The 24,400-nt window shown below is 56.8% G+C and carries 27 protein-coding genes; 20 read left to right on the plus strand and 7 right to left on the minus strand.

Annotated elements, in window-relative coordinates:
• Positions 1-101 precede the first annotated feature (101 nt).
• The 9 genes from AC07S6_RS00100 (at position 102) to AC07S6_RS00140 (ending at position 7,151) form a co-directional block, all read left to right on the plus strand.
• Positions 102-818, plus strand: coding sequence for a helix-turn-helix transcriptional regulator (locus tag AC07S6_RS00100; RefSeq protein ID WP_054898586.1), 717 nt, complete (start codon positions 102-104; stop codon positions 816-818).
• A 159-nt stretch (positions 819-977) separates the two neighbouring features.
• Positions 978-1,553, plus strand: a complete 576-nt coding sequence (locus AC07S6_RS00105) for an acyl-homoserine-lactone synthase (RefSeq protein WP_490614045.1) — start codon at positions 978-980, stop codon at positions 1,551-1,553.
• A gap of 139 nt (positions 1,554-1,692) precedes the next feature.
• Positions 1,693-2,286 carry an NAD(P)H-dependent oxidoreductase gene (locus AC07S6_RS00110; protein ID WP_052199940.1) on the plus strand — a complete coding sequence of 198 codons (594 nt, stop codon included), beginning with the start codon at positions 1,693-1,695 and terminating at the stop codon, positions 2,284-2,286.
• Between the two features lie 13 nt (positions 2,287-2,299).
• Positions 2,300-2,830, plus strand: a complete 531-nt coding sequence (locus AC07S6_RS00115; protein ID WP_096143277.1) for a DUF2867 domain-containing protein — start codon at positions 2,300-2,302, stop codon at positions 2,828-2,830.
• The gene (locus AC07S6_RS00120; protein ID WP_495111452.1) at positions 2,827-4,026 is read left to right on the plus strand and encodes an AfsA-related hotdog domain-containing protein; all 1,200 of its coding nucleotides are present in this window, start codon (positions 2,827-2,829) and stop codon (positions 4,024-4,026) included. The genes AC07S6_RS00115 and AC07S6_RS00120 overlap by 4 nt, the downstream gene beginning before the upstream one ends.
• 13 nt (positions 4,027-4,039) lie before the next feature.
• Positions 4,040-5,185 carry an oxidoreductase gene (locus AC07S6_RS00125; RefSeq protein ID WP_495111453.1) on the plus strand — a complete coding sequence of 382 codons (1,146 nt, stop codon included), beginning with the start codon at positions 4,040-4,042 and terminating at the stop codon, positions 5,183-5,185.
• Position 5,186: 1 nt separating this feature from the next.
• Positions 5,187-5,957: an SDR family NAD(P)-dependent oxidoreductase gene (locus AC07S6_RS00130; protein ID WP_054921636.1), complete on the plus strand. Its 771-nt coding sequence runs from the start codon at positions 5,187-5,189 to the stop codon at positions 5,955-5,957.
• 8 nt (positions 5,958-5,965) lie between these two features.
• The gene (locus AC07S6_RS00135) at positions 5,966-6,733 is read left to right on the plus strand and encodes an SDR family NAD(P)-dependent oxidoreductase (RefSeq protein ID WP_495111454.1); all 768 of its coding nucleotides are present in this window, start codon (positions 5,966-5,968) and stop codon (positions 6,731-6,733) included.
• Positions 6,714-7,151, plus strand: coding sequence for a hypothetical protein (locus tag AC07S6_RS00140; protein ID WP_495111455.1), 438 nt, complete (start codon positions 6,714-6,716; stop codon positions 7,149-7,151). Before AC07S6_RS00135 ends, AC07S6_RS00140 begins: the two co-directional genes overlap by 20 nt.
• 216 nt (positions 7,152-7,367) lie before the next feature.
• Here AC07S6_RS00140 and AC07S6_RS00145 read toward each other — a convergent pair whose 3' ends face one another.
• Together AC07S6_RS00145 and AC07S6_RS00150 are read right to left on the minus strand one after the other, a co-directional pair.
• Entirely contained in the window at positions 7,368-7,889 is a 522-nt protein-coding gene (locus AC07S6_RS00145) for a DUF2846 domain-containing protein (RefSeq protein ID WP_014719182.1), read from the minus strand.
• Positions 7,890-7,952: 63 nt separating this feature from the next.
• Complete coding sequence (locus AC07S6_RS00150) at positions 7,953-8,555, minus strand: hypothetical protein (RefSeq protein ID WP_495111456.1); 603 nt, start codon at positions 8,553-8,555, stop codon at positions 7,953-7,955.
• Between the two features lie 526 nt (positions 8,556-9,081).
• Between AC07S6_RS00150 and AC07S6_RS00155 the strand changes: the two genes are divergently transcribed.
• The 4 genes from AC07S6_RS00155 to AC07S6_RS00170 all read left to right on the plus strand — a co-directional run bounded on the left by AC07S6_RS00155 (position 9,082) and on the right by AC07S6_RS00170 (position 14,159).
• Positions 9,082-9,915, plus strand: coding sequence for a hypothetical protein (locus AC07S6_RS00155; RefSeq protein WP_495111457.1), 834 nt, complete (start codon positions 9,082-9,084; stop codon positions 9,913-9,915).
• Between the two features lie 173 nt (positions 9,916-10,088).
• Entirely contained in the window at positions 10,089-11,429 is a 1,341-nt protein-coding gene (locus tag AC07S6_RS00160; protein ID WP_495111458.1) for a cytochrome C, read from the plus strand.
• 4 nt (positions 11,430-11,433) lie between these two features.
• Entirely contained in the window at positions 11,434-11,925 is a 492-nt protein-coding gene (locus AC07S6_RS00165) for a sorbitol dehydrogenase (RefSeq protein ID WP_072447930.1), read from the plus strand.
• Positions 11,922-14,159, plus strand: a complete 2,238-nt coding sequence (locus tag AC07S6_RS00170; RefSeq protein WP_495111459.1) for a GMC oxidoreductase — start codon at positions 11,922-11,924, stop codon at positions 14,157-14,159. Before AC07S6_RS00165 ends, AC07S6_RS00170 begins: the two co-directional genes overlap by 4 nt.
• A 129-nt stretch (positions 14,160-14,288) precedes the next feature.
• On the opposite strand, the gene AC07S6_RS00175 is transcribed toward AC07S6_RS00170, so the two are convergent.
• Positions 14,289-14,738, minus strand: a complete 450-nt coding sequence (locus tag AC07S6_RS00175; protein WP_495111460.1) for a GNAT family N-acetyltransferase — start codon at positions 14,736-14,738, stop codon at positions 14,289-14,291.
• A gap of 438 nt (positions 14,739-15,176) precedes the next feature.
• Between AC07S6_RS00175 and AC07S6_RS00180 the strand changes: the two genes are divergently transcribed.
• The 3 genes from AC07S6_RS00180 (at position 15,177) to AC07S6_RS00190 (ending at position 18,821) form a co-directional block, all read left to right on the plus strand.
• The gene (locus AC07S6_RS00180) at positions 15,177-15,410 is read left to right on the plus strand and encodes a DUF6124 family protein (protein WP_495111461.1); all 234 of its coding nucleotides are present in this window, start codon (positions 15,177-15,179) and stop codon (positions 15,408-15,410) included.
• A 1,008-nt stretch (positions 15,411-16,418) separates the two neighbouring features.
• Positions 16,419-17,519 (plus strand): CBS domain-containing anti-phage protein, encoded by a 1,101-nt coding sequence (locus AC07S6_RS00185; RefSeq protein WP_495111462.1) that lies wholly within the window; start codon positions 16,419-16,421, stop codon positions 17,517-17,519.
• A 126-nt stretch (positions 17,520-17,645) separates the two neighbouring features.
• Positions 17,646-18,821, plus strand: coding sequence for a DUF1508 domain-containing protein (locus AC07S6_RS00190; RefSeq protein WP_236265305.1), 1,176 nt, complete (start codon positions 17,646-17,648; stop codon positions 18,819-18,821).
• Positions 18,822-18,919: 98 nt separating this feature from the next.
• Here the strand turns inward: AC07S6_RS00190 and AC07S6_RS00195 are convergent, their stop codons facing one another.
• On the minus strand, positions 18,920-19,435 hold the full coding sequence (locus AC07S6_RS00195; RefSeq protein WP_495111463.1) for a GNAT family N-acetyltransferase: 516 nt from the start codon (positions 19,433-19,435) through the stop codon (positions 18,920-18,922).
• 119 nt (positions 19,436-19,554) lie between these two features.
• On the opposite strand from AC07S6_RS00195, the gene AC07S6_RS00200 reads away from it, so the two are divergent.
• Positions 19,555-20,049 carry a GNAT family N-acetyltransferase gene (locus tag AC07S6_RS00200; protein ID WP_495111464.1) on the plus strand — a complete coding sequence of 165 codons (495 nt, stop codon included), beginning with the start codon at positions 19,555-19,557 and terminating at the stop codon, positions 20,047-20,049.
• Positions 20,050-20,055: 6 nt separating this feature from the next.
• Here the strand turns inward: AC07S6_RS00200 and AC07S6_RS00205 are convergent, their stop codons facing one another.
• Positions 20,056-20,289, minus strand: coding sequence for a hypothetical protein (locus AC07S6_RS00205; RefSeq protein ID WP_003192651.1), 234 nt, complete (start codon positions 20,287-20,289; stop codon positions 20,056-20,058).
• A 160-nt stretch (positions 20,290-20,449) separates the two neighbouring features.
• On the opposite strand from AC07S6_RS00205, the gene AC07S6_RS00210 reads away from it, so the two are divergent.
• Positions 20,450-20,992 carry a GNAT family N-acetyltransferase gene (locus tag AC07S6_RS00210; protein WP_495111465.1) on the plus strand — a complete coding sequence of 181 codons (543 nt, stop codon included), beginning with the start codon at positions 20,450-20,452 and terminating at the stop codon, positions 20,990-20,992.
• 87 nt (positions 20,993-21,079) lie between these two features.
• Here the strand turns inward: AC07S6_RS00210 and AC07S6_RS00215 are convergent, their stop codons facing one another.
• Positions 21,080-21,808 (minus strand): hypothetical protein, encoded by a 729-nt coding sequence (locus AC07S6_RS00215; protein ID WP_495111466.1) that lies wholly within the window; start codon positions 21,806-21,808, stop codon positions 21,080-21,082.
• A 329-nt stretch (positions 21,809-22,137) separates the two neighbouring features.
• Here AC07S6_RS00215 and AC07S6_RS00220 point away from each other — a divergent pair, with 329 nt between their 5' ends.
• The gene (locus tag AC07S6_RS00220; protein ID WP_495111594.1) at positions 22,138-22,791 is read left to right on the plus strand and encodes a cytochrome b; all 654 of its coding nucleotides are present in this window, start codon (positions 22,138-22,140) and stop codon (positions 22,789-22,791) included.
• Positions 22,792-23,104: 313 nt separating this feature from the next.
• Positions 23,105-23,470: a hypothetical protein gene (locus tag AC07S6_RS00225; RefSeq protein ID WP_495111595.1), complete on the plus strand. Its 366-nt coding sequence runs from the start codon at positions 23,105-23,107 to the stop codon at positions 23,468-23,470.
• A gap of 36 nt (positions 23,471-23,506) precedes the next feature.
• On the opposite strand, the gene AC07S6_RS00230 is transcribed toward AC07S6_RS00225, so the two are convergent.
• A complete protein-coding gene (locus AC07S6_RS00230) occupies positions 23,507-24,223 on the minus strand; it encodes a class I SAM-dependent methyltransferase (protein WP_495111467.1) in 717 nt (238 codons plus the stop codon).
• Positions 24,224-24,400: the final 177 nt, after the last annotated feature.

Genomic DNA, 24,400 nt, shown 5'->3' on the forward strand with positions numbered 1-24,400 from the left:
AACTTTAACGCCGAGCATCTAAACCCACACCGTTGATGACACCGGCGTAGTGCCGTCATCGTTTTCGGCGCAGATAGAGCGTAAAGGTCAATTCAAGGAGAATGACAGTGAAGTGGATGGATGATGTGCTGGACACGATCGACAATGCCCGAACCGAAGCTGAATTGTTGGCTCGGATCGTCAGCACGGCAAAACACCTGGGGTTCGACTATTGCGCCTATGGAATCCGAATCCCTATCCCCGTCACCCGCCCTAAGATCGTGATGAGCAATAATTTTTTGCCTTCATGGCGACAACGCTACGCCCACTGCAAATACATCGCCGTGGACCCGACGGTACAGCACTGCACAAAATCGACGATACCGATTGTCTGGGACGAGCAAATGACCCGGCAAAACCCGCAGATGTGGGAAGAAGCCCGTGGCGCCGGGCTGGCCCATGGTTGGGCGCAATCCTGCCTGGACGGCCGCGGCAGCGGCGGCATGCTGACACTGGCGCGCTCCAATGACCCTATTACGGCCCAAGAGCTTGCCGCCAATCAAAAATACATGCGGTTTTTGGTGCATGTCGCTCATCAGGGGTTTTTGCGCGTGCTGACGCCGCACTGGCAGTTACCGCAGGAAAAAACCCTGTCGCAGCGTGAATGTGAAGTGCTCAAGTGGGCAGCCGACGGCAAGACCGCCCACGAGATCGGTTTGATCCTGTCGCTATCGCGGGAAACCATCAAATTTCACCTGCGCAATGCAGGCTCGAAACTGGGCGTGCATAACTGCACCGCTACCGTCGTGCGCGCCACTTCACTGGGCTTGCTTGTCTGACACATACCTGATTGGCGCACCCCTGATGCGTTAATGCCGCTCAGTGTGAACAACAACAATAATACGCGCACCCTCACGACACACCTGCCCAAAAGAGCAGTACCTAAGTGCTCGATTATTCTGCCGAATGGCCCCTCGATTTTTTGCCGAGGGTTCCTCATGTATATAACCACGGGTACGCGCCTGACATTACCGACCGAACTGTGGCAGGCCCTGTTGCTGTATCGCTATCGCGTATTTGTCGAAAAACTTGGGTGGCATCTGGACTGCGCGGTCGATGAGGAACTGGACCAATTTGACCGCGACGACACGGTATACGTGATCGCCCGTCAAGGCCCGCACATCGTCGGTGTGGCGCGGCTGCTGCCCACGCACAAGCCCTATCTGCTCAAGGAAGTGTTCCCCCAGGTGCTGGGTGGCCAGGCACTCCCTCATTCTGCGCACATCTGGGAAATCTCCCGGTTTGCCGCCGTCGACCTGCAACAACAGACCTTCACGGGCCACTCCCTGTCATCGCCCAACGCCGTGGCGCTGCTGCATGAGGTGCTCAAGGTCGCCGCTTGCCACAAGGTTCGCCAATTGATCACGGTATCGCCGCCGGGAATTACCCGCTTGTTGCGCAACGCGGGTTTCGACGCTCATTGCGAGGGCAAGCTCACCGTGATCGACGGGCACAAGATCATGGCCAACTGGATCAGTGTGCCGCCCTGCCTGGCTGATCGAGAAGTGGCCTGAAGCAGCGCAAATGGCCTGCCGCTGCGGGCAAGTCGGCCGAGCCGACTCCCCAAAAGGTTAGGTTACAACCTCAGGCGCCTGCTCTTAAATAACGCTGCATCGGCATTCCAACCGACTATAAATGGGACACACGATCTACATGAAAAAAGTCATTGTCATTTCTGGCCATCCTGATCTTTCGGTTTCCCGCGTCAATACCGCGATCATGGGCAAGATCAGCCAGCGTGGCGTCAAGGTCCATAGTCTGGCCAGCGCGGTGACGCCCACCGGGTTCGATATGGGTGCAGAGCAGGCATTGCTCAATGCCCATGACCGCATCGTGTTGCTGTTTCCGTTGTACTGGTATTCCTGCCCGGCAATCATGAAACAGTGGATCGATGAAGTCTTCACCCCCGGCTATGCCTACGCACGCGGCGGCGACAAGCTCAAAGACAAGGAATTCATGATCATCACCACGGTGGGTGCGCCCTCCACCGGCTACCGCGCTGGCGGGTTCAACCGTTACACCCTGGATGAATTGCTCAGGCCTTTGCAGCAGACGGTGGCGTACGTCAAAGGCATCTACCTGCCTGTAGTCGGGATTTACGAATCGGTGTTCATCGATGACGAATCAATCGACGTCACTGCTCGGAATGTCGCCGCACAAGTGATTGAGGACCAGGCCAGCGCCGACCAACTCTACGAGAACATGCTGTTGCAGGCCGAGCAGGCACAAATCGCGCTGCTGCAATAAGGTGCCCTCACGCATGAAGACATCAAATAACCAGATCCCACCGTGCGCCAGCCTGGTGGCCGCGCGCAACGAGCTGGGTTTTCTGCACTCTGCCAGCGCACTCATCGACACCCAAGCCACGCCACTGGAACTGTACTGCCAGATGACCGCCGCGACGCCCGCCTGGCTCAAAGGCGCGTTCAGGTTGCGCGACAGCATCTCACAGCACTTTCACGTCGAGCGGATCGGCGGGTTCTCGGGTGTCACACCCCAGTGCGCCCCGGTGGTCGGCGAAAAGCTCGACTTCTTCACCATCGAAGCCATCAGCGCACAGAAGCTGGTACTGACCTCACGCGATACCCACCTGGCGGTCATGGTCTCGATCGATACCACACTCACGCAACCGCGTTGCCTGCATATCACCACCTCCGTCAAGACCTTCAACACGTTCGGCCGCCTGTACATGCTGCCGGTGGCGCCGGTACATGGGCTCATCATCAAGCGTTTGCTGTCCCGTCTCCCCCTACATTCCCCAACTCGCTCACTTGGAGATCGCAACTCATGAACAGCGCAGACTCAATTGACCCTCATCTGTTGCACAAAGACACACCCAGGGATGTATTGATCGGTCGACCCAGGCTGATTCTGCCCAGCTTTCTCAGTGCTTCGATCGGTGCCGACATACTGGCTGGCAACCCCCAGGATCAGGAGCTGTTCAAACAGCTGTACCGTGCCCAAGACGGCCGGTATGTGCTGCGCCATCTGCCCCTGACCCTCAGTGCGGAACAGGCCGGCACTCTCTCCACCTTCGAGATCCGCCTGGCTGACTTCTATACCGAGCGCGACGACCACTTCATCCTCACGGCTGAATTCATCCCCCACCAGGCCCAACGCTACCTGGCCCAGCATTTTCAAGGCGGTGATGCCCACATACCGCCCGACCAGGTAATGCGCATGATCGAATGCCTTGAGGCGCTCGCGCAGTGGGACAAGGCCAGGCAGGGCTCTTACTTGTTGATCAACGACACCAAGAATTACTACTTCTACAACAAGCAGCACGAACATGTGCCGGGCCTGATGTTGATCGAAGTGGCCAGGCAAGCCATGTACCACTACGTCTACAACTACTTGGGCCATCAGCGCGGTGCGGTTTCCATTTCCATCGAAGACTTGCGCATTTCCTTCAACGCCTACACCGAATCGGCTTACGAGGTCGAAGTCGTGGTGCAACAGACCCACGGCCTGAAGCGATCGCAACCCAAGTCCATCGACAAGTGCGCAAACTTCTATCAGAACGGCCGGCTGGTATCGCGTCTCTGGCTGCAAGGCGCAGTGATCAAGTTACCGCTGTTCAAACGCATGCGTTCGTTGAACTACCCTCAGGATCACTGGTTCACCCCTTCCGATCGCTTGCCCAAGAACATCCTCGTGCATCACGCCGACAGTGCGCTGCAAGCCAGGCTGAGCCTGCTCTCGGTACTGGGCGTGCTGGTGACTCACCAGGCCGAAGGCATCAATTGGAGCACGGTCACGACCGTATCGCTGTATATCGAAGGGGGTGGCTTCCTTAGCCTGCCCGTTGCTTCGACTTGCTCCACCGGCGAACCCGACCAGCGCGTGCTGGTGTTCGACAAGCTATCCAAGAGCCAGGCCAGCGAACTGCGTGAAACGATCAAGTGCCACTGCTTCTTTGCCGGGCAGATGCAATGGAACGCAGGCTCTTCACCTGACCCTCTGGCCCCCGAGCAAATCGTGGCATGAGGATCCTGCGCCCATGAGCTATGAGTTATCACAACGCCCACTGATGATCGGTCAGGGCGTTTCGCTGAAAAACCGCGTGTACTTCGCGCCGATGGGCATCGACCTGGCTACCTCGGACGGTTCGCTGTCCGAGGAAATGCTCAGTTTCTATCAACATGTGATCGACGGTGGCTGCGCCATGGTGGTGCTGGGCAACTCCTCCATAGCACCCTCCACGCGTCTGCATGCGCGAGGCCTGTGCCTGCATAGCAATGCCAACGTGGAAAAGCTCGCGCCGCTGGTGGAGTACGGTCGCCAGCGGGACTGTCCAGTGGTGGTGCAACTTCAGCATTACGGCGCCCAAGGTGGCACACAGATCAGCGGCCAACCGCTGCTTTGCCCGAGCCGCAGTGCGTTATCCGGCAGCCGCGGCGCCGAGGCATTGGAGATGAGTGTCGAGGACATCGACGCCGTTTGCGATCAGTTTGCTCAAGCGGCTCTGCGAGCCAGACAGGCCGGCGCCAGGATGGTCCAGCTTCAGGCCTCCAATGGCTACCTGCTGAGCAGTTTTCTATCGCCCTGGACCAACCATCGCAATGACGCTTACGGCGGCAGCCCGCTCAAGCGAGCGCGGTTTCTGTTGGAAGTCATCGACCGCATTCACAGGGTTACCGCAGGAGAGCTGGAGGTTTCCGTGCGCCTGGGCATTGATGATTGCGTAGGCGCCGACGGGCAGCAACCGGAACTGCTCCAGGATGTGGTGGCTGCCCTGGAAAACGCCGGGACCTCGGCAATCATGTGCTCGATCACCATCAAGGAAACCTTCCGCTACATGCTGTCTGCCCATCCGAGCATTCAGCAACAGTTCGTCGAAGGGGTACGCCTGATCAAGTCATTCACCTCGCTGCCGGTCGGCTATGCCGGTTTCATTGGCTCCCTGCAGGAAGCAGAAAATCAACTGCGGCTGGGTCACTGTGACCTGATCGGTATGAGCCGAGCCCTTTTTGCCGATAACGACCTGATCAACAAATCGCTCGCCGGCCATGAAGACAAGGTTCAGCAATGCCGGTTTGACGGTAACTGCTTTCGGGACAAGAGCAACCCGCAACTCGACCGGGTGTATTGCTGCGTGAATGAGCACTACAAGCGTCCCGCTCACATCCACTACGGGAATCAATAACATGGAATTTCAAGACAAGAACATCGTCATTACCGGCGGTGCCAGCGGCATCGGCCTGGCGGTGGCAAAACAACTGGCCAAAGCGGGCGCACGCCTGTTCCTGATGAGCAGAAACCAGCAAAAGGCCGACGCCGCGCTAGAGATACTGGGGGCTTCGGCGCAGTTCATCTTTTGCGATGTGGCGTCGCACACCTCGGTAGCCGAGGCATTCGCGACGGTGGCTGGCGAGGTGGATCAGTTGCACTTTGCAATCAACAACGCAGGCATTACCGCCCCCTACGCGCCGATCGCGACCAGCGCACCGCAGGATTGGGACAGGGTCATCCACACCAACCTGAACGGCCCCTTTTACTGCCTGCAAAAAGAACTGGAACTGATCAGCCGGTACCCCGATGGAGCGATCGTCAATGTGTCTTCGTGCGCGGGCGTCATGCCTATGGCCAATCAGGCCGCCTACGTCGCCAGCAAGACCGCGCTCAATGCCTTGACGCAGGTCGCGGCCATGGAGAATGCCTGCGACAGCGAATCCGGTTTTGCCGTACGCGTCAACGCCGTAGCGCCCGGGCCGACACTGGGCGGTATGAACTCTGCGGAACGGCTGGCGGCCCATCCGGAAAACACCCAGCGCAAGCGTGACGTGACCGCCATGAAACGCTTTGCCCATCCAGAGGAAATCGCCGACGCGATCGTGTTTTTGTTGAGCCGCAGATCCAGCTACATCACCGGCTCGGTGCTCAGTGCCGATGGCGGCTATCACATCGGCAAATTCTAGGGGCAATCATGGCTAGCATATTGATCACCGGTGTGAGCACCGGTATCGGCAACGCTCTGGCACGTTACCACTTGGCCAGGGGCGACGAGGTGCTCGCGGTATCACGCAATCCTGCGGCCAACATTCCGTCACAGGAGCGCTTTCACTTCCTCAGGTGCGACTTGACCGATATCGACCGCGCCCCGGCAATCTTGCAGGCGTTGCTGTCGCGCTCCTCCGCCCCGGTAGACACCGTCTACCTGAATGCGGGTCGGTTCGGCAGCCCTCCACAACTGGCCACGCAAACCTCGATGCAGGAGTTCAACAGCGTCCTGGCACTTAACCTGGGCGCGGTAAAAATGGTCCTGGATATCCTGTTGAGTACGACGCAGCCTCCCAGCACCGTGGTGTTTTCATCATCGATTTCGGCCGTGCGCCAACGTGCCGGAATGCTCTCATATTCGGTTTCCAAGGCGGCGTTGAACGCTCTGGCAAAGATCTATCATCTGGAAAACCCACACACATTCTTTGCCGTGCTGGGGCTCTGCAACGTCCAGACGACGGTGGCGAAGACCATCATGGCGGCGGATGAACGCTTCAGTGATCTTGTCGCACTCCGCCAACGGGCGGCAGTGCCCGGCTACATCGTCGACGCAGAATCCCGCGCTGCGCATATCGCTCAGGTCTTGGCCGAGCGCCATCATCTTGGACTGAAATCGGGTGAGTTCCAGGAAATCCGCGACTTGTTGAACCAGCCACTCCAGGAGGAGACCCGCAATGACCCAATCCACCCATGAAAAAATCGTACGTGTCGGCGCTGCATACGACATTCTCGCGATGGCTCCCTTCGCCTTGCCGATCGTGTCCGTCTGGGCCTATGCACTGATCCAATGGGTTGATTTGCAACTGGGCTTCGACAGCCACTTCTCGGCGCTCGACCCCACCGCCATGTTCCTGCTCAACATCGGCGCCTGGGCATACCTTGTGTGGGGCGTTGTACGTTGGCGAGCCCCTACACGCGAACATGCCAGTCTCAGCGCCCTGCTACGCGTGATCGTAGTGGTAGTGCAGGTAGTGGCCGTCAGCAGTGGCGCTTCACCTTTCCTGCTGGTGCTGGGTGCCGTTCAATTGTTGCTGGCGGTGCTGGAGTTTTCGCATAGGTTATTCGAGCGCAGCGGTGCCCCATCCAGCCGAGAAGAGGCACGCGCTTACTGATGCCGCCGGGGGCCAACCTGGTGCTTGATGGAGGCCCCGCCCCCTTCTCCTCGACATCGCCCCGGACCATCACCCACTGAGCGTTCCTGCTTACCCCTAGCTTTAGTCGGATATTTCTGGAGGTTCAAGCGCGACGGCTAACAACCCCACAATGCCGCTGTATTGTGGGGTTGTTAGCCGTCGGCAAGTTGGCTTTGGATGATGTTGGACGCGTGGTTACCGTGCGGTTGCCGGCAGCTCCTGGCACCACTTGATAGAACGCAGCGCTTCCTCGGCAGGCACAAGCGCGTAGCGCGAGTAAAACATTGTTCCACTGAAACGACGGCCGTCGACTTCGCCCAAGGTCTGCCCATCCTTGTAGTCAGAGGTGCTGAGTTGATCGGCGATGTAATACACCTTGCCATTCTCAACGGTGATATCGAAACGCTGGTTAACCATACCGCTGATGATCGGTGGCGAGGTGGAGGCAACGCTGTGCTTGCCGGCGGGAATGCCGGCCTTGAAAAAACTACCGGAAGGCAAGCTGCCGATAGTGCGGCCATCGACCTGAATAGTCGGGGCGACCCCGCCACCGATGCTCGCCGCCGTGCGATAAAAGTAAACCGTCGCCTCATCCGCACGAGGTTCAGCCGGTGACGTGAAGAACGGTTGGCCTTTGAGGTCCGGACCGCTGATGCAACCGGTCAGTGAGACCAGGCCTGCGAACAGGCTGGCCCAGAGTAGCGTAGAGCGCTTCATGCATGAATTCCTTGAACGTGGATCAATGGGCGTTGGGGTCGATGACTGTCACCGGTACCGGCTTCAAATCGTGCACAGCCCTTTACCGAAGTCAGTGGCATCAGAACTTGGCCAAGGCGCAAAACCGCTCTTCGGCGTCAGATTCACAATGTTCCGGTCCTTGAGCATCGGGTACTTGCGCTTGAGCGCCTGCACCGTGTCATCGGCATTGTTCACGTTGGACAGGCAAAAGCGCAGGGCATCGACGCGCAGATCGCCGATATAGAGGGTTTCCCCGGCCTTCACCGAGAAAACCGCAGGCACCGGGCGCGGCATCGACTTACCCGCGTAATACACGTAATGCCACTGCGTGTACTCATACTCACCCGGCGGCACTTCATACATGAAGTAATGGCCCAGCACAGAGGGGGATGGCTGATCATCTTCATTGCCCAGCGTTGTCAGCCGTAATGCGGTGCCGGGGGCTCCCTGTTGCTTGATCTCAACCACCAGCCCATGGGGCTGCATCATCGGAAAGCTCTCACCAACCGAACCCACGATGATCGCCTTACTCGGGTCCGGTGCGTGCTTGCCGTCGTAGCGTGACGTCGCGCACCCGGATAGAAGCGTCGCGCAAAGTGCGACTGCGGCCCAGACGAGATGTTTACTGCTGACTTTCCCTAGCATTGGTTTTTTTTCCGATCAGTAATCTTGCAGTTCGTAGAACCCAGCGAGCGAACCAAACGTTCGCACATCTGGTGCTTCGTTGCTGGCTCGTCGGCCTCTATTGTCCAGCTACCCGCACCTTGATAACAACCCACTCCTGTAGGAGCGAGCTTGCTCGCGAAAAACCCAAACGATCACGCAGCGCCTGAAGGCAAAATCCGATTCCCCTGCCGCGCCTTGCGCCATCGTGCCAGCTTGTGCGCTGGGGTGGCCGCCCCTAAGGTGGCTCGGGCGCTGAATTGTTCAGTGATCGGGTTTAGTAGCCTGAGGGTTTGTCCACACCATGTGCACAAGCGTCATCGACCAGCAGCTATCGGTCGACTGACTGGAGTGGGACGGTTACGCTGAAGTTGCTTTCAGTCTCTATTCAGTTAGTTACGGTAGGCAGCAAACGATACAGAGCGCTTTACACAGTCTCGACCAGCACAAGACGCTTATTAGCACTCAAGGCAAAATATCGATTTGTGTCATTTCAAGGAAGGCAAGAGTGTCCATCATTAAAATGAAATCACGGGCCGATTGTCGGCTCATCTCCATGCTGCTGTTATTGGCAGGTTCAGTGCCCCTCTCTGGTTGCCATCGGTTGACACCCGACCAGCGAGTGGATGCCTGGGTTGATAGCGGTGGTAAGTCCGCTCCAACTTATCTCACCTCAGAAGAAATCAAGCGCATAGAAGAGAGGCGTTATGGCAGGGTTTTAGGCACTACCTTGGCTCAAAATGTGTTCTGGGCGAATGGCGAGGGACTGCGAGGCAGCGTGAAGCTACGTATGAAGCTTGATCGACAGGGCGACGTATTGCGCTGCGAGGCGCAGCCAATGGACGCTGGAAGTCCACCAGGCTTTACGAATCTCGTCACGGATGTGTGCTGGAGCAGTATCTGGGAGAGCGTTCCGGAAGGTCTTCAGGATCCAGTTGATGGCACCTTTGAGGTCACCGTGCCTTTGATAGCTTCTGGTAATACCTCACCCATTTCTGATTACGAACGCAGACACCAGAGGGCTGCTGTTGAAAGCCGTTTTTTCTGGGACAACGTGGTGGCCAAGCAATCAATAAATGCGTTCGGCCAAGCACGCTTCGAATTCACTGCCAACGCAAAGGGCCAAGTCGCACGTTGCGATGTCACGTTGAAAAAAAACTATCTGCGCCCTGAACATTTCCACCCGGATCCGGCGTTACAAAAGGCACTTGCAACTCAATGCTTGCAACTCGATCTGCAACAAATGTCAGGGTTTCGTGTAAAGGAAGATGGAGTAGCCCACCGCGTCGTTTTTGTGGAGTACTTGCCTTGGAAAAAACAGGTGGGGAGATATTCAGAGTAAGGCCCGCACTTTATGCGCGATCCTGCTTATCCATACCTTTAGTCGGATATTTCTGGAGGTTCAAGCGCAACGGCTAGCCTTCAGCCTAGCGTAAGGGATAACGCTGAACTATCGGTCCATGAAGGGCCAGTACGCCTCGTCGTCCCGACGCTTTATCTGCTGAGGAGACGATAATGAAAATAACCTTGAAACGGTTGGCGTGCCTGGGTGCGAGCTTCACCAGCGTGCTCGCCATGGCCGATGCGGCCAGCCCGCCGCCGCTGTCACCTGCGATTCCCTTCGACGTCACCGCCAATGCCCCCTTCACCCTGGACAACCTGCAACACGATTTCGACGTGCTGTCGTGGCAGACCTTCGTCGCGCTGAACTGGCCCGCCAACGCCGACGGCAGCGCCAATACCTCGGCGCAGATCGGTGCGCCGGGGCAGACGGTGTGGGAGTCGTGGAAGGAGAGCTACGAGATTTTCCTGCCCCAAGGCCAGAAGCCTGTCGCCTGGAACCAGAAGGCGCCGCTACCCCCGGCCTGCCAAGGCAAGGGTGACCTGCCCGTGCTGCAGCAGATGGGCAAGGTCGCCGGTGTGCTCGACGAGACCATCCAGCCGTTCAAGACCGGCCCACTGGTGGACCAGAACGGCACTTACACGCGCAACGCGATCATGGTCAACCAGCCGATGTTCGACAACATCGTCAACAATGGTCTGTACAGCAAGGAAGGCCAACAGGCTTTCTTCACCAAGGCCGACAACCGCATCGCCTTCTCCTGCGGCGTGAAGGAGGACAAGCAGGTCGGCGCGATCATGGTCAAATCGGCCTGGAAGGTGCTCGGCGGCAACGACAACCCACAGGAATTCCATGCCATCAATGCCCTGGTCTATACCCCCGGCAACGCCGACACGAACAAGGGCGCGGTGATCCCCGAATCGTGCAACGTGCAGAAGGTCGGGCTGGTCGGCCTGCACATCGTGCACAAGACCAAAGATGCGCCGCAGTGGGTGTGGTCAAGCTTCGAGCACGTGCGCAACGTACCGGAAAAGACCACCCCCATGAACGAGCGCAAGGGCCCCTACCTCTTCTACAACGCCCAGGCCAGCAACCTCCCGGTGAACGAGCCGCCCGCGCAGCCGTGGGACCCGTCGAAGAAAGCCACACCCTCGCAGATCGTACGGGAAATTCCGCTCACCGCCGCAACCCACCAGCTCAACGCGCAATGGCAAGGCGCGCTCAAGGGTACGGTGTGGGCCAACTACCAACTGATCAGCACCCAATGGCCAACCGCCCCCGCCGATGACTGCCAGGTGCCGTCGCCAACCAACCCGCTGGGCACGCCTGCGCCGAACTTCCTGGCCAACGCCACGCTGGAAACCTACAACCAGGGCACTACGCCGCAGGCTTCATCCAGTTGCATGGAATGCCACAACAACGCGACCACCCGGGTGACCCAGTCACCGCGCACCAGCTTCGCCGATTTCACCTTTCTGCTTGAACGTGCCCAATCCACCGGTGCCAAGGAGTGATGCCATGAGCGACCCGAACCTGCAAGACTTCATCGACCTGTCTGCCGAGCTCACTGGTCTGTCAGCCAAGCTGCTGGCGCCTGCCGTCGACCCGATCAACCTGCCTCCGGTGTTCTTCGACACCGCCCAGCAAGGCATGGGCACCGAAGCGTTCAGCAAACTGCTGAACCTGTACGTTTCTATCAAAGGCCAACCCCATGAGCAGATCGCCAGCGCCATACTCGGCAGTTCGGACCCGCAGATCGCCAAAGGCGCCCGCTCGATCATGAAGCTGTGGCTGCTTGGCAGCTGGTACCAGCCTTATGACCAGGGCACCGCCAAAGAGCATGACATCCGCGTAGTCTCCGACCAGGCTTACAAGGAAAGCTGGGCGTGGAAAATCGCCCAATCCCACCCCATGGGCTACAGCGAGTACCACTTCGGCTACTGGGCCGAGCAGCCACCGACCCTCAAGCAATTCACCGGTGTCGACGCCAAGGAAGGGCAGCAGCCATGAGCACTCTAAACACCCAGAACATCGAAACCGCCGACGTGATCGTCGTGGGCGCCGGCATGGCCGGCAGCGTCATGGCCTACCAGCTGGGCCTGGCCGGCTTGAAAGTGCTGGTGCTTGAGTCGGGCCCGGCGATACCGCCTAACCGCAGCGAGTACCTGGAGCGTTTCTACACCGCCGTGCTCAAGGCGCCCGAGTCGCCCTACCCACCGGAGCAGACCGAGCAGACCCCGGCCAAACAGTTCGCCCCGCGAGCGACTATCCAGGACTTGATCACCGCCGGCAGCGACGACAAGGACAAGGTGCAGAAGAGCTACCTGGTACAGAACGGGCCGCAACTGTTCGCCAGCACCTACGAGCGGGTGGGCGGCGGTACCATGTGGCACTGGATGGGCACGGCTCTGCGCCTGTTACCCAACGACTTTCGTATGCAGAGCAAGTACAAGGTCGGGGTCGACTGGCCGATCAGCTACGACGACCTGCAGACCGCCTACTGCCGCGCCGAGGAAGAGATGTGCGTGTCCGCCGATGTGGCGTCGCAGAGCTACCTGGGCGTGACCTTCCCCCAAGGCTACCAATACAGCATGCACGGCATTCCTCCATCGTTGGTCGACCAGGGCGTGGGCAAGGCCATCAATGGCACGCAGTACCAGGGCTTCATCCTCAACGTGCGGCAAACGCCAGCCGGGCGTAACTCGCAGAACGACAACGGCCGCCGGGTATGCGCCGGCAACACCAGTTGCACGCCGATCTGCCCGATCCAGGCCAAATACGACGCCACCGTGACCATGGCCAAGGCGCTGGATACCGGCAACGTGCGTATTCTTTACCAATGTGTGGCGAGCAAGGTGCAGGTCGATGCCAATGGGGTCACGAGTATCGATTTCATCCAGTACCAGAACAACGGCACGCAACAGAACGGCACGGCCCAGGGCAAGCGCTACGTGATCGCCGCCCACGCGATCGAAACGCCCAAGCTGCTGCTCAACTCCATCAGCCCGCACAGCCCAAAAGGGGTCGCCAACAGCAGTGGCCAGGTCGGCAAGTCGTTGGCCGACCACCCGGTGTACCTGGCGTGGGGACTGATGCCCGAAGGTAAGCCGTTGTTCCCGTTCCGTGGGCCATTGTCCACCTCGGGGATCGAAGACATGCGCGATGGCCCGTTCCGCAGCGAGCGTGCCGCCTGGCGTATCGAGATCGGCAACGAGGGCTGGAATTGGTCGGCGAATGATCCGTACACCACGGTCTGCGATTTTATCGACGGCGACAACAATGGCGGCACCAACAATGGCGGCGCCGACCACAAGAGCGAGGCATTGTCCGGCGTGGCGCTGGTGCAGAAGCTCAACAGCGTGCTGACCCGCCAGTTCCGCCTGGCCTTCTTGATTGAGCAAGTGGAGAAAGACCCCGAGCATGCGCTGTGCCGGGTGGAGAGTAGCAAGCATTTCACCGACGGCTTGGGCCTGCCTCGGCCAGAGATCGCCTACGAACTGTCCGACTACACCAAGGAGGGCTTCAAGCAGGCGCGCCTGGCCGCCACGCATATCATCACCAAACTGATGGGCGCCACCGAGCTGACCGACCTGAAGCCTGAGCTCAAGCCCGGCTCGCAAACGGTGTTCGAACACGGCGGTCAGAACTACGCGTTCTACGGCGCTGGCCACCTGATGGGCACCTACCGCATGGGCTCGGACCGCAGATATTCAGTGGTGGACAAGGACCAGCGCAGCTGGGACCACCCCAACCTGTTCCTGGTCGGCGACGGCGTGTTCCCCTCCACCGGCACCGCCAACCCGACCTTGACCATCACCGCGCTGACCTTCCAGGCCGCCGACGTGGTCGCCAGCGATCTGCTCAAGCGTACCGTGCAGGTGCAGGCCAGAGACCCCTGGCAGGGCACCGGCGTGCAGATCAACGGACAGAGCTGGCAACTGGCGGTGTGCACCGGTGGGCAGTGGACGGCCAACCCGGGCACCGGCATGGTCGGCGCGGCAGGCCACCCAGGCCTGACCGCCAAGCCCGGCTATACCCTGCCCGGCCAACCGGAAGGCGCGTTGATCGGGCGTATCGGCACCAGCGGCGCGCCGTTCCTGGTCGGCAACCAGGCGCAATTGCCGCGTGGCCAACAGGGGGAGTTGCAATTGTGCATCAATGACGACCTGGGCGGGCGTTACGGGGCTGGCCTGAGCGATAACCAAGGCAGTCTGTCAGTGGAGGTACGTTTCGGGTCGGTGTAGGCGTTGTCATAGCAACCCCACAGTGCTGCGGCGATGTTGCAGTGTTGTGGGGTTGCTCTCTCAATCCCGTCACTTACAAGCTATCGACCACGCCTAACGCCGTGAGCCATTGCCATTGCAGCCAATGCCTCAGAAACCGCCAAGCCGCATGATATGAGTCGCCTGAGCCTCATCTGTCCGCTTGAAGCCACAGCGCTCGTAAAAGGCGCTTCCTTCAACCGTATCCGTGAAAAGACGCACGACCTGAAACCTGAGAGCGGCGCGTTCAACAAGCGCCTTTACCAGCGCCTGTCCGACGTGTTGCCCCCTTGCCGAAGCTGCGACGTACACCCGTCGCAGTCTGGCCACATTATTTTCAGCATAGGGATCAACTGAAAGACCGCCGATGCCTATCAGTTGCTGATTCAAATAGGCCGCCATCAGACACTCGCCGGGTGCATCAAAGCGGTTTGCCCCGGAGTGCCATTCGTTAATCAGACGCGTGAGAAACCTGAAACCCTCGCCAATCGCTTCCTTTTCCAGCGCCAGTATCTGGCGCGGAAGGTGGGTGATCCGTTGAACCTCATATCGTTCATCCATCCCTGCCTCCAATATGAAACTCGTTCAATGCTAACAATTTCGTTTGAGGTGACGAACACGCCTGTAGGAGCGAGCTTGCTCGCGAAAACCCCAAACGATAACGCAGCGCCTGAAGGCAAAATCCGATTCCCCTGCTGCACCTTGCTCCATTGCCTACGCCTGCGTCAGAATCCGCCGGCTTGTGCGCTGAGGTGGCCGTCTCTAAGGTGGCTCGGTCGCTGAATTGTTCAGTGATTCGGGTTTAGTAGCCTGAATTTGGGTATCTATAAGTGCATGAGCGTCACCAATCAGACAGTGCGTCTGTGCTCGATGGTGGCTGTGCGTAGGGCGTCTTCGGGCGCGCCGGCTTTAGATATCCACCGGTCTACTAACCTGCGTACAGCTGCCACCCACTGTTTAGTAGCGGAAAGGTGGTGGCATCACTCAGGATGTCTACTCATGTCAAAAGCAGATTCAACAACGCTCTTCACCGTCGCCCCCAACGCCAGCAACGAAACCCTCATCACCAACAGCTACGAAACCTTCACCAGCGTCAGCACCCTGCTGCTCGATCTGTCCGAAGACCTCAACGGCAAACACCGCGACATCGCCCTGGCCATCCACCAACTGAGCGAACTGGGCGTACTCCTCACCGCCAGACTCCTGGACCGCGAAGCGCCCTGCCCAGGCTGATGATCAGCTCTTCAACTCATTAGCCCGATGACTCGTCGCGTCGTTGTAAGTCACATACAACGACTCGGCAATTTGGCGCTTGATGGCATTGGGGGATTCAGCCTCGGCACAAAGCCATCTGCGATGACGAGAGCGACGACTGCTTTCGGCCCAGAGTATGTAAATACTTAGCAGGAACGTGCGGCACTGAGGTAAAGCTAGTCTTTAGATCTCAAACCGAAGGGATGCCCTCGAATGACGGGATCTTCTAGAACCAGTGTTCGTGCATTTTCGAAAGAAATGCAGGGGTAATCGGCAGACTGGATGCTGAACCGATGACCGAGTCGATCCCGCACTTCGGACACAGAGCGGTGCTATCTAGATCAACCCACTCAGTGATTTCTGAGGGCGAAAACACACTTAAACAGTAAAAACAGCCACAGTGATCGCTTGCTTGAATTTGAGTACGGTGATTTGTAGAAAATAGGTGCGCTGAAATCACATCCATGGGCAGGTCCTTAAGCTTCAAATTTACTAGCATTACTTTCTTGCATCAGAGTACATCAAGAGTCTTCCAACGTTGCTACGGTTGCCCAAAGTGATAACGCAGGATTGCCTATGAAACGTATCATCCAAGGTGACTATCGCGGACAAAGCACCCTTTTCGCGTAAATAAATCTGTCCCCTTTTCGCAAAGCCTTCTGCGATGACGAGAGCGGCGACTGCTTACGGCCATGAGCGGACGTCCAGATTAGGGGAAAATAATTCTGTCCCCGCTTGCTACCGTTTGCTACTGCCGTGGGCATCGGCTATGCAGGCGTGCCGAGTAAGGTCAGAGCGAAGCCCACTTGCATATCCGCTTATCACAAGCGAGGATCCACGTAGGCACATCGCCATCAACGGAGCATCACCTATGCCTCTTCAGACACGGAACGTTTTCATTGATACAGAGTTCTTCGTAAAAGCAGGACTAGAGTCCCTCCAAACAACTTCATATATTAGTAGCCTATTTGATTCGAGGGGCAAGTAGTGGCAACATCAAACCTGGAAAGACTTGAGAAGATTCTTGAGGGTTTAGGGCCTGGGATGGAGTCTATTCCTATATCGGTGAGGGAGTTGATAAGCTGGTTTGGAGCAGAGCGAAGAGGCTATATGGTGGCCTATAAAATCCGTAAAGTTCTGGATGCGTTAGGGGTAATCACTAAACCGGACTTCGATAGCGTTCCCTTGGACTCAAAAGTGACACTCTATGCACCACTCCAAGAAGAAATCCAGACGCCGATAACTGATCAGAGCAATAATACAGCAGCAAACATCGAAAGCTCCCCAGTAGAACAAACTGAGGACACGACTCCTCCTCAAAATGAGTTTATATCTGGGGCTGTTTCTGAACCTGCTTTTCGAGTAAGCCGGCTTGAAGCCGCAGATGTAAAGCTTATCACGGTCAAACCCGATAGCAGTCTTATCGAGGCTATCACGCTGATGTTAAGACATGACTTCTCTCAGTTGCCTGTGATGACAAACGAACGAGATGTGAAAGGTGTTATCAGCTGGGAAAGTATCGCACCAAGGCTTGCATTGACAAATACCGAGTCTGATAGTGTACGAGACTTTATGAAACCTCATAGAGAAATAAATTCTACCGATTCGATTTTTGCGGCTTTACCTAGGATAGTTGAATACTCATACGTTCTTGTGCGCTCAACCGATCAGCGTATTAGTGGAATCATTACTACTACTGACCTTAGCATCCAATTCAAACAGCTATCTGAACCATTCCTTCTGCTCGCGGAAATTGAGAATCACATCAGAACATTGATAGATGGAAAATTTACAAAGGAGGAGCTATCCAAATTAGTCAACCCCTCTGATAGCGAACGCACAATAGAATCAGTTGCAGATCTTACTTTTGGTGAGTACATCAGGCTCTTTGAAGATCCGGCTTTATGGTTAAAAACAAAACTGCAGGTTGATAGAAAAACGTTTATCAAAGAGCTCGACAAAGTTCGTATCATTCGTAATGACGTAATGCACTTCGATCCTGATGGCATCTCAGAGGAAGATCACGAGCTACTGCATCATTTCGTGCGCTTTATTCATACCATACAAAGTTTGTCGAACAGTAGTTAAAAAACACGACGTACGAACCATGTTGACTTCGTTCCTGATGGCAGGGTGCCCTTACCTAGAATTGGCGCTTGGGCCATAGCTAACCAATAATTCTGGCTCATCCTGCTCCTAGCTCAAGGAAAATATATGGGTAAATATCATATAGTTAAATCAAGCAACGGTAACTATTATTATGTTTTACGAGCGCCCAATGCCGAAACAATTTTAGTAAGCGAACAGTTTGAAAGCCACAGCGCGGTTGAGGCTGCCATTCAACAGGCCATGGCCAGCGCCAACAATCCTGAGAGATTTAGAAAAATTGAATCGCGCGATGGAAAATTGTACTTCCAATTGATCGGCGATAATGGCGGCTTGCTAGGGTCAAGCGCGTTATATTCAAGCATGAAATCTTTAGAGCGTGGAATCGCGGCAGCTATAAAGTACGGAGCAACTGACGCAACGATACATGATGCACTAGCAAGCTCTAAAATCGCACAAAAAATTGGTAGCGTAAGAACCTATATAACCTCTATTGAGTTGTTGCCTCAAGAAGCTGAGGCAGTAATTTTTTACAGAGGGCATGGGGACGTTGCCTACAAGCTTGTGCCAAGTCTTTACAGGAACCCAGGATGGATAAGAAATGAGCATATAATATTTCAAGAGTTGGTTCTGCGCTGCTCAAATGATTTCAAGTTGTCCGGACCTACCTTTAATGCCCTAGTAAAAATGCAACATTATGCGCTGCCAACCAGACTCTTGGATATTACCACAAATCCATTGATCGCCTTATACTTCGCATGTGCTGGCGGAGGCTCAGCTGATGCCGAAGTTATCGTTTTTAAAATTCCAAAAAATGAAATCAGATACTATGATAGTGATCGAGTTAGCTTGATTTCCAACATTGGCCGCCTTCCTGAGCACACCCGCTTCCCTAAAGATCTGGATATTGAGCATTTTAACCAAAATGAAGACGTAGTTAAGCTTGTCAGGGAGACGCAAAGAGAGAAGCCATACTTTGAAGCAAGAGTTAACCCAGTCGATATCTCATCAGTGGTTTGCGTTAAGCCAGTACTGGATAATCCACGAATCATAAAGCAGGATGGCGCCTTTCTACTTTTCGGAGTCGATGGAGGAAAAGGAAAGCCTGCTTCCGTCCCTGAAAGATACTTATTGACAAGCGACGAATTCAAAATAATTGTTCGGGGTGGTGACAAAATTAAAATACTGGAACAACTAGAGTCACTGGGAATAACTAGATCCACTATATATCCTGAGATTGAACATGTCGCGGGATTCCTAAGGGATAGGTACGGGGACAAATAAAACGTAACGATTTTCTAGCCCCTAGAGTGCGACTGACTGCTTCTGGCCGATTTCTGCCGTTCGTGAAGGACAGCAATCGGCCAACCTGATACCCAGAGTTAAACCATCGGTATCCGGTACACAACCGAATCATATTTCTCCGCCATCCGCCTCTCGATTACCACTCCCCCCAAAGCTTCGGCAATACGTCGACTCGCACGATTCCGCGTCGCAACAGGATAGATGAAGTACTTTGCCGCCACCCGCTTGCTAGCCCACTGAACAACCGCCCGCACCGCTTCACCACCCAACCCCAACCCATGTTTATCTTCACGGATCCAGATACCCAACTCCGGTGTTTCACTGCCGGTATGGTGCAGCCCGACCAAGCCGGTAAAACGAGCACCTACCCGCTCCCTGACCGTAAACACGATATCGCTGCCATCCGCTATCGCAGGCAGCCACTGCCCCCAGACTTGCGCGTACTCTTCCAGCGAGCCAGGCGGTTCCCAGGACATGTAGCGAGTCAGAGACGGTGAGATACAAGAGAAAGACTCAACAGCGTCCTGCTCGCAGAAGGGCTCGATGCAAAGGCGTTGCGAGAGAATGCGGATCGCGTGGGTGTCCACTGGCATTGCAATTTCCTTCCTGAGGTTCGTTACTCCATGTATGCCGTGAACATACCATGCGGGTCGCTTCATCAGTATCAGGCTCTCTATACTGAGCCCCCAGGATGGTAGCTAGAGCACCCAATATGCCCGTCGCACCCAATCAAAATTCCCCCATCACTTTGGCCCCAGTTCAACAAAGCGACTTGGATAATCTTGTAGCCATTCGAATCGAGGCCATGGGCGAAAGTCTGGAGCGTGTTGGGCGATTTGACCCAGTGCGTGTGCGGGAGCGGTTTGTTGGCGGCTTTGAAGCTCGCAACACACGCTACATCGAGGCAGCTGGAGAGAGGGTGGGTTTCGTAGTGGTGAAACATCACCCCAATGAACTCTTGCTCGACCACTTGTATGTAAGGCCGGGCGCGCAAGGTTCAGGGGTAGGGTCTACTGTTCTCTCTCAGATTTTCAAAGAGGCGGATGCGGCTGCGCTTCCCATTAAAGTGGGGGCTCTCAAAGAAAGCGCTTCGAATCGCTTTTATACCCGCCATGGCTTCCAGTTCATCGAAAGCAGTGAATTCGACAATTATTATGTTCGTCAGCCTATTCCGACGATTGGCGCTCATTCCGGAACCATGGGCTGAGGTGCACTAGCCCTTCAGTTCACCAGCTCGATTGCTCGCCGCGTCGTCATACGCCACATACAGCGACTCTGCAATTTGGCTTTTGATCGCCTTGGTGGCCTCCAGCCCCAGCACAAAACCCTCGGCTTTACCGCCAGCACGGTTGAGTTCTTCATGGGTGGAGGCGCCAGTAATAGCGTCAAGCAGCTTGGCGGCGTGGGGGCCGACGCCTTTGGGGAGGGAGATCTGGTCGATGGACATTATCGCTACCTTGAAAAATTGAGTTCGGGAGCGAGTGGAACCACTGCCGGGGCTGGCATGGTAGACCTGTTTGCCATGAAAGGGGTCGCTTTACGCGCAGCGGCGCTATTCTTTGCGGCTACGCAGTCAGATGGGGCCATTGGTAAATCTGGAGGGGCTTATGGAGTATTGCGTTGAGGGCTACTGCCTTCGGCCATTGTGGGCCGACGATTTCGAGAGGGTCAGCCGTTACGAACGCGTCAACCGCAGGCATCTGCAACCCTGGGAGCCGCTCAGGGACGAGGAATATTTCACCACGGGCAACGCAAAGGCCAGGGTCGAGCAGCAGGTGAACAATATGCACGCTGGCAACGCTCTGTGTTTCCTCTTGCTTGAACCCGAGAGCGCAGAGGTCCTAGCGCGGTGTAACTACACGAACATTGTGAGGGGCGTTTTTCAGGCCTGTCATCTCGGCTTCTCGTTGGCGGAATCTGCCCAGGGTCGCGGCCTGATGAAAAAAACACTTCAGGTCACTAACCGTCATTGCTTTGAGCAGTTGGGTCTTCATCGGATCATGGCCAATCATTTGCCTCGCAATGTGCGAAGTGAACGCCTTCTGGAGTCGCTGGGGTTTGAGAAGGAAGGACATGCGCGAGCCTATCTGAAAATCGCTGGCATCTGGGAGGACCATACGTTGAGATCGTTGATCAACCCTGAACAATAAGCGCGCCCCCTGCCACTGAGGCGACGCACGCATGCGCGAGCTGACTGCCGCCGACCGGTCCTCGACGACAGCCGCAGGTTGCGCCGATCAAGCCTGGGTGCTGAATCCCTGGGCGGCACGCCGCTCCAACATCGCCCGCTCAGTCTCTTGCGTCGCGCGCTCGCCGTTGGAAGACAATTGGTTTATGAAAAACTGGTTCCTGCCCGCTTTAATATCCGACGGGTCATGCGTTCTGAACAAGGGCGCCAGATCAATAGTGCTGGCGAAGTTTTCATTGGTCAGGCTGTAGTAGCCCAGGGTGCTTCCAGACCAGGGTGAACCTGCGTCTACCATGTCGATGGCGGCGTTGCGGTAGGCCACGGCTGTGGCTTTCAGCTCAACGGATTGATTGAGCAGAACCGTCAGCCTCTCGGTCGCCTCACGGCTGAGCTGGCCAGCCGTATCGAGCACTTTCAGCCGGCCGTCAGCCTCAACGGTAAAACCGTACCCGGTGCTGGCCAGGTCGGGCGCAGTGGCTGCCAGGTTCGCTTCGAATGTCTGGAAGGAAGCTTTCAGCGCACTTTGCGCGCCATTGAACAGGTCGACGAAGCGAGGAAAGTGCGGCGATTCGGAGCGACCGACCCAGGTATCAACGGCCTCCGGGGCTTGTGCCGTGGTTGTCGCCGCTTCACTGGGATGGTAAATGGCCGCGGGGCCGGCGCTTGCCAGGGCTTGCTTGGCGGGGTCCGTCGACGCCTGGGGTACGAGCTTCTGCTCAGAAGGCGTGAGGTTGAGATTGGCCGGTGGCATATAGGCAGGGCTAACGGAAAGTGCCATTTAATCGGTCCTTGATTAGCGGGTTCATACGGGTTATCGACCATAAACGCGTCAGCTTTAGACCGTCACGGGAGCAAGCTCCCTCGCCACAGCTTTTGATCGTTCCACGCCCTGCGCAAGAACGAACACGCGCCCGAAGCATTCCTGATGCTCGAAGGCTCGCCACGGGGCATTTTGAATACCGGGCATGAAGGTGGGGAGCGTACGGCTGAAAATGCTCGGTGGATTTGAACAGGCTACGCCCATGCCGTTGGGCATCCCGATCACACCCTGAGGGATGCATGTTTTCTTGATGTTTCGACAAGACCGCTGCCTGTGTCTCCTTGTATATGATCTGGCCACCGCCAGATTCATTCTGGCCGCTTATCATCTGTCGCCTCAATGCCCTTGAAAAAGAACGCAAGGCGACTCGCCAGAAGGATACGACAATGACGACTTGCGCTCTCCCTGCTGGGTCACATGAACACTACGACTCGGTAAGCCGAGCAGTGCATTGGCTGATGTTCCTGTTGTTTGCGTGGATCTATTGCTCAGCCATAACCCATTACCTGGCATCAGACTCAACGCTGGATAAATGGCTGTGGCCCTTTCACAAACCCGTAGGGTTGTTATTACTGGTGTTGCTGATCCTACGTGCCAGCTGGAGTCTGCTGAACCAACACCGGCGCCCACTCAGCATCAGCCGTTTCGCCGCCGCCGGGCACGGCATGCTGTATGCACTGATGTTCCTGGTCCCGCTGATCGGGATGATCCGCCAGTACGGCTCCGGCCGGGCTTTTTCTGCGTTTGGCGTGCCGGTCATGGAGGGGTTCGAAGGGGAAAAAATCCAGTGGATGGTTGATCTGGGCAGCAACTTTCATAGCTTGCTGGGTTGGACAATGCTGGTGCTTATCCTCGGGCATGTCGGGGCGGTGGTCATGCACTATAGGCAGGGCGATAAGCAGGTGCTGCGGCGTATGACAAGAGGGGTGCGCCAGCACTGAAGTGACGCGGCCCACAGGTAGGGCAGCGCTGGCAGGATTGCTCCCACACCACCGGCTTGATTACCCGCCCATGCTGGCGCGCCGTGACCAGGCCGATGGTCGATGGTCGATGACACTTCGCTGCAATGACCAAACCACTTGCATTGCGGTACCCTTCTCCACCGCGTTGGCGATGGAACACAAACGGGGATACCCGGATATCGTTGCCGAGGACATGAGTGGCACGCTTGCGCCCCGCGCTTCAATAACGCCCGCTCTGATCAGCCTATCGCCTGATGCCCCAACCCACTCCCAGGATTCACGGATTTCCTTTATGCCGCCTGCCTCACGCGACCACGCCCGTATCGAACGCCGCCTCATCGCGGCCCTGACCGACGCCTGCGAGATCGCAAAGACCGAAATGCCAGGCTTTGAATGGTTGACCCACACCGTCGACTACCACGCGTTTCCCCACAGCCTGCGGGTGATCTGGGTGTTCGACAGCGTTGCGAGCAAGGCTCGCGCCCTTGCGACCGGCGCGGACGCCCGCATGCGCGAGCTCACTACCGCCGCGCTGGATGACGCTGACGTGCACGTCCCGAACATCGCCCGCTGCGTCAATTTCGACTCCGAAGAGGAATGTCACCTTCGGCATGGCGGCGATTGGCGTCGGCGGCTGGCTACTCTCCGGGCGATCTGAATCGCGCCACGGGTTGTCGAGCAAGGGGAAACATCGCTACCCCACCTTGCACGTCAACCAAGCCCCCCAGAAAAGGCTGCTGAAGAAACGCGTCGCGTCGCCGAAGCCAGCGTCATGCAACAGCTTCTGAACCGCGGCCTCGGAATGGGGCGGGTCAGCGCCTTGAAGGATTTTGCCGAGCTTGGCCTTCACTTCGTCCGAGGTAGCGCCATGCTGACGCCAGCGTTGGCCCCATGCCGCCAGCAGCAACGGCTGGCTGGCATACGCGTAATGATTGCCCGCGACGATCAGCGGTGCCCCCGGTTTCAGGTGCGCCCGAATCGACCGCAGCATCCGGTCCTTGGCGTCATCCCCCTCCAGATGGTGAAGCACACCGATCAAGGTGGCGGCGTCGTATGACGCGTCTGCTGCCAGGTCTTCAAGCGTCCCGAGATGCAGGGTGGTTCTGTCAAGCAGGTAGTTGGCTTCCAACTGCTGCCTTGCCGCGTCCAGCATCGGCTGCGAGGGATCAACCGCCATGAAGCGCCAGCCCGGTTCAAGGTTGGCCATGGCGATGATCTCCTGCGCCGTACCGCCGGCGCCGACCACCAGTATCTTGGCCGAAGGGGCATCGCCAAGGCTCGCCGCGAGCATGCAGGCTGCCAGATCCTGGCACGCGTCATAGCCCGCCAACGCGATACGGCTTTGTCGGGCGTACTCGTTGGCTCTTGAGGTATCGAATTTTTCAGCAGGGTTGGATGAGGATGAGTTCAAGGCGGTTCTCCGTGGCCTTGACGCAAATTACGTTAACCGTCGCAGTAAGAAAAATGCATTAATTTTATGCGCTGCATTCCCGTGGGGAATGCGGGGGCGTAGGAGTGGAGGGGTTGCAGGATCGTACAAGCCTATGACCTGTCGGCCCGGATAATCTGGCCTTCTCACCGACAGGAA

It is taken from the genome of Pseudomonas sp. GW821-FHT07B01 (assembly GCF_059419065.1).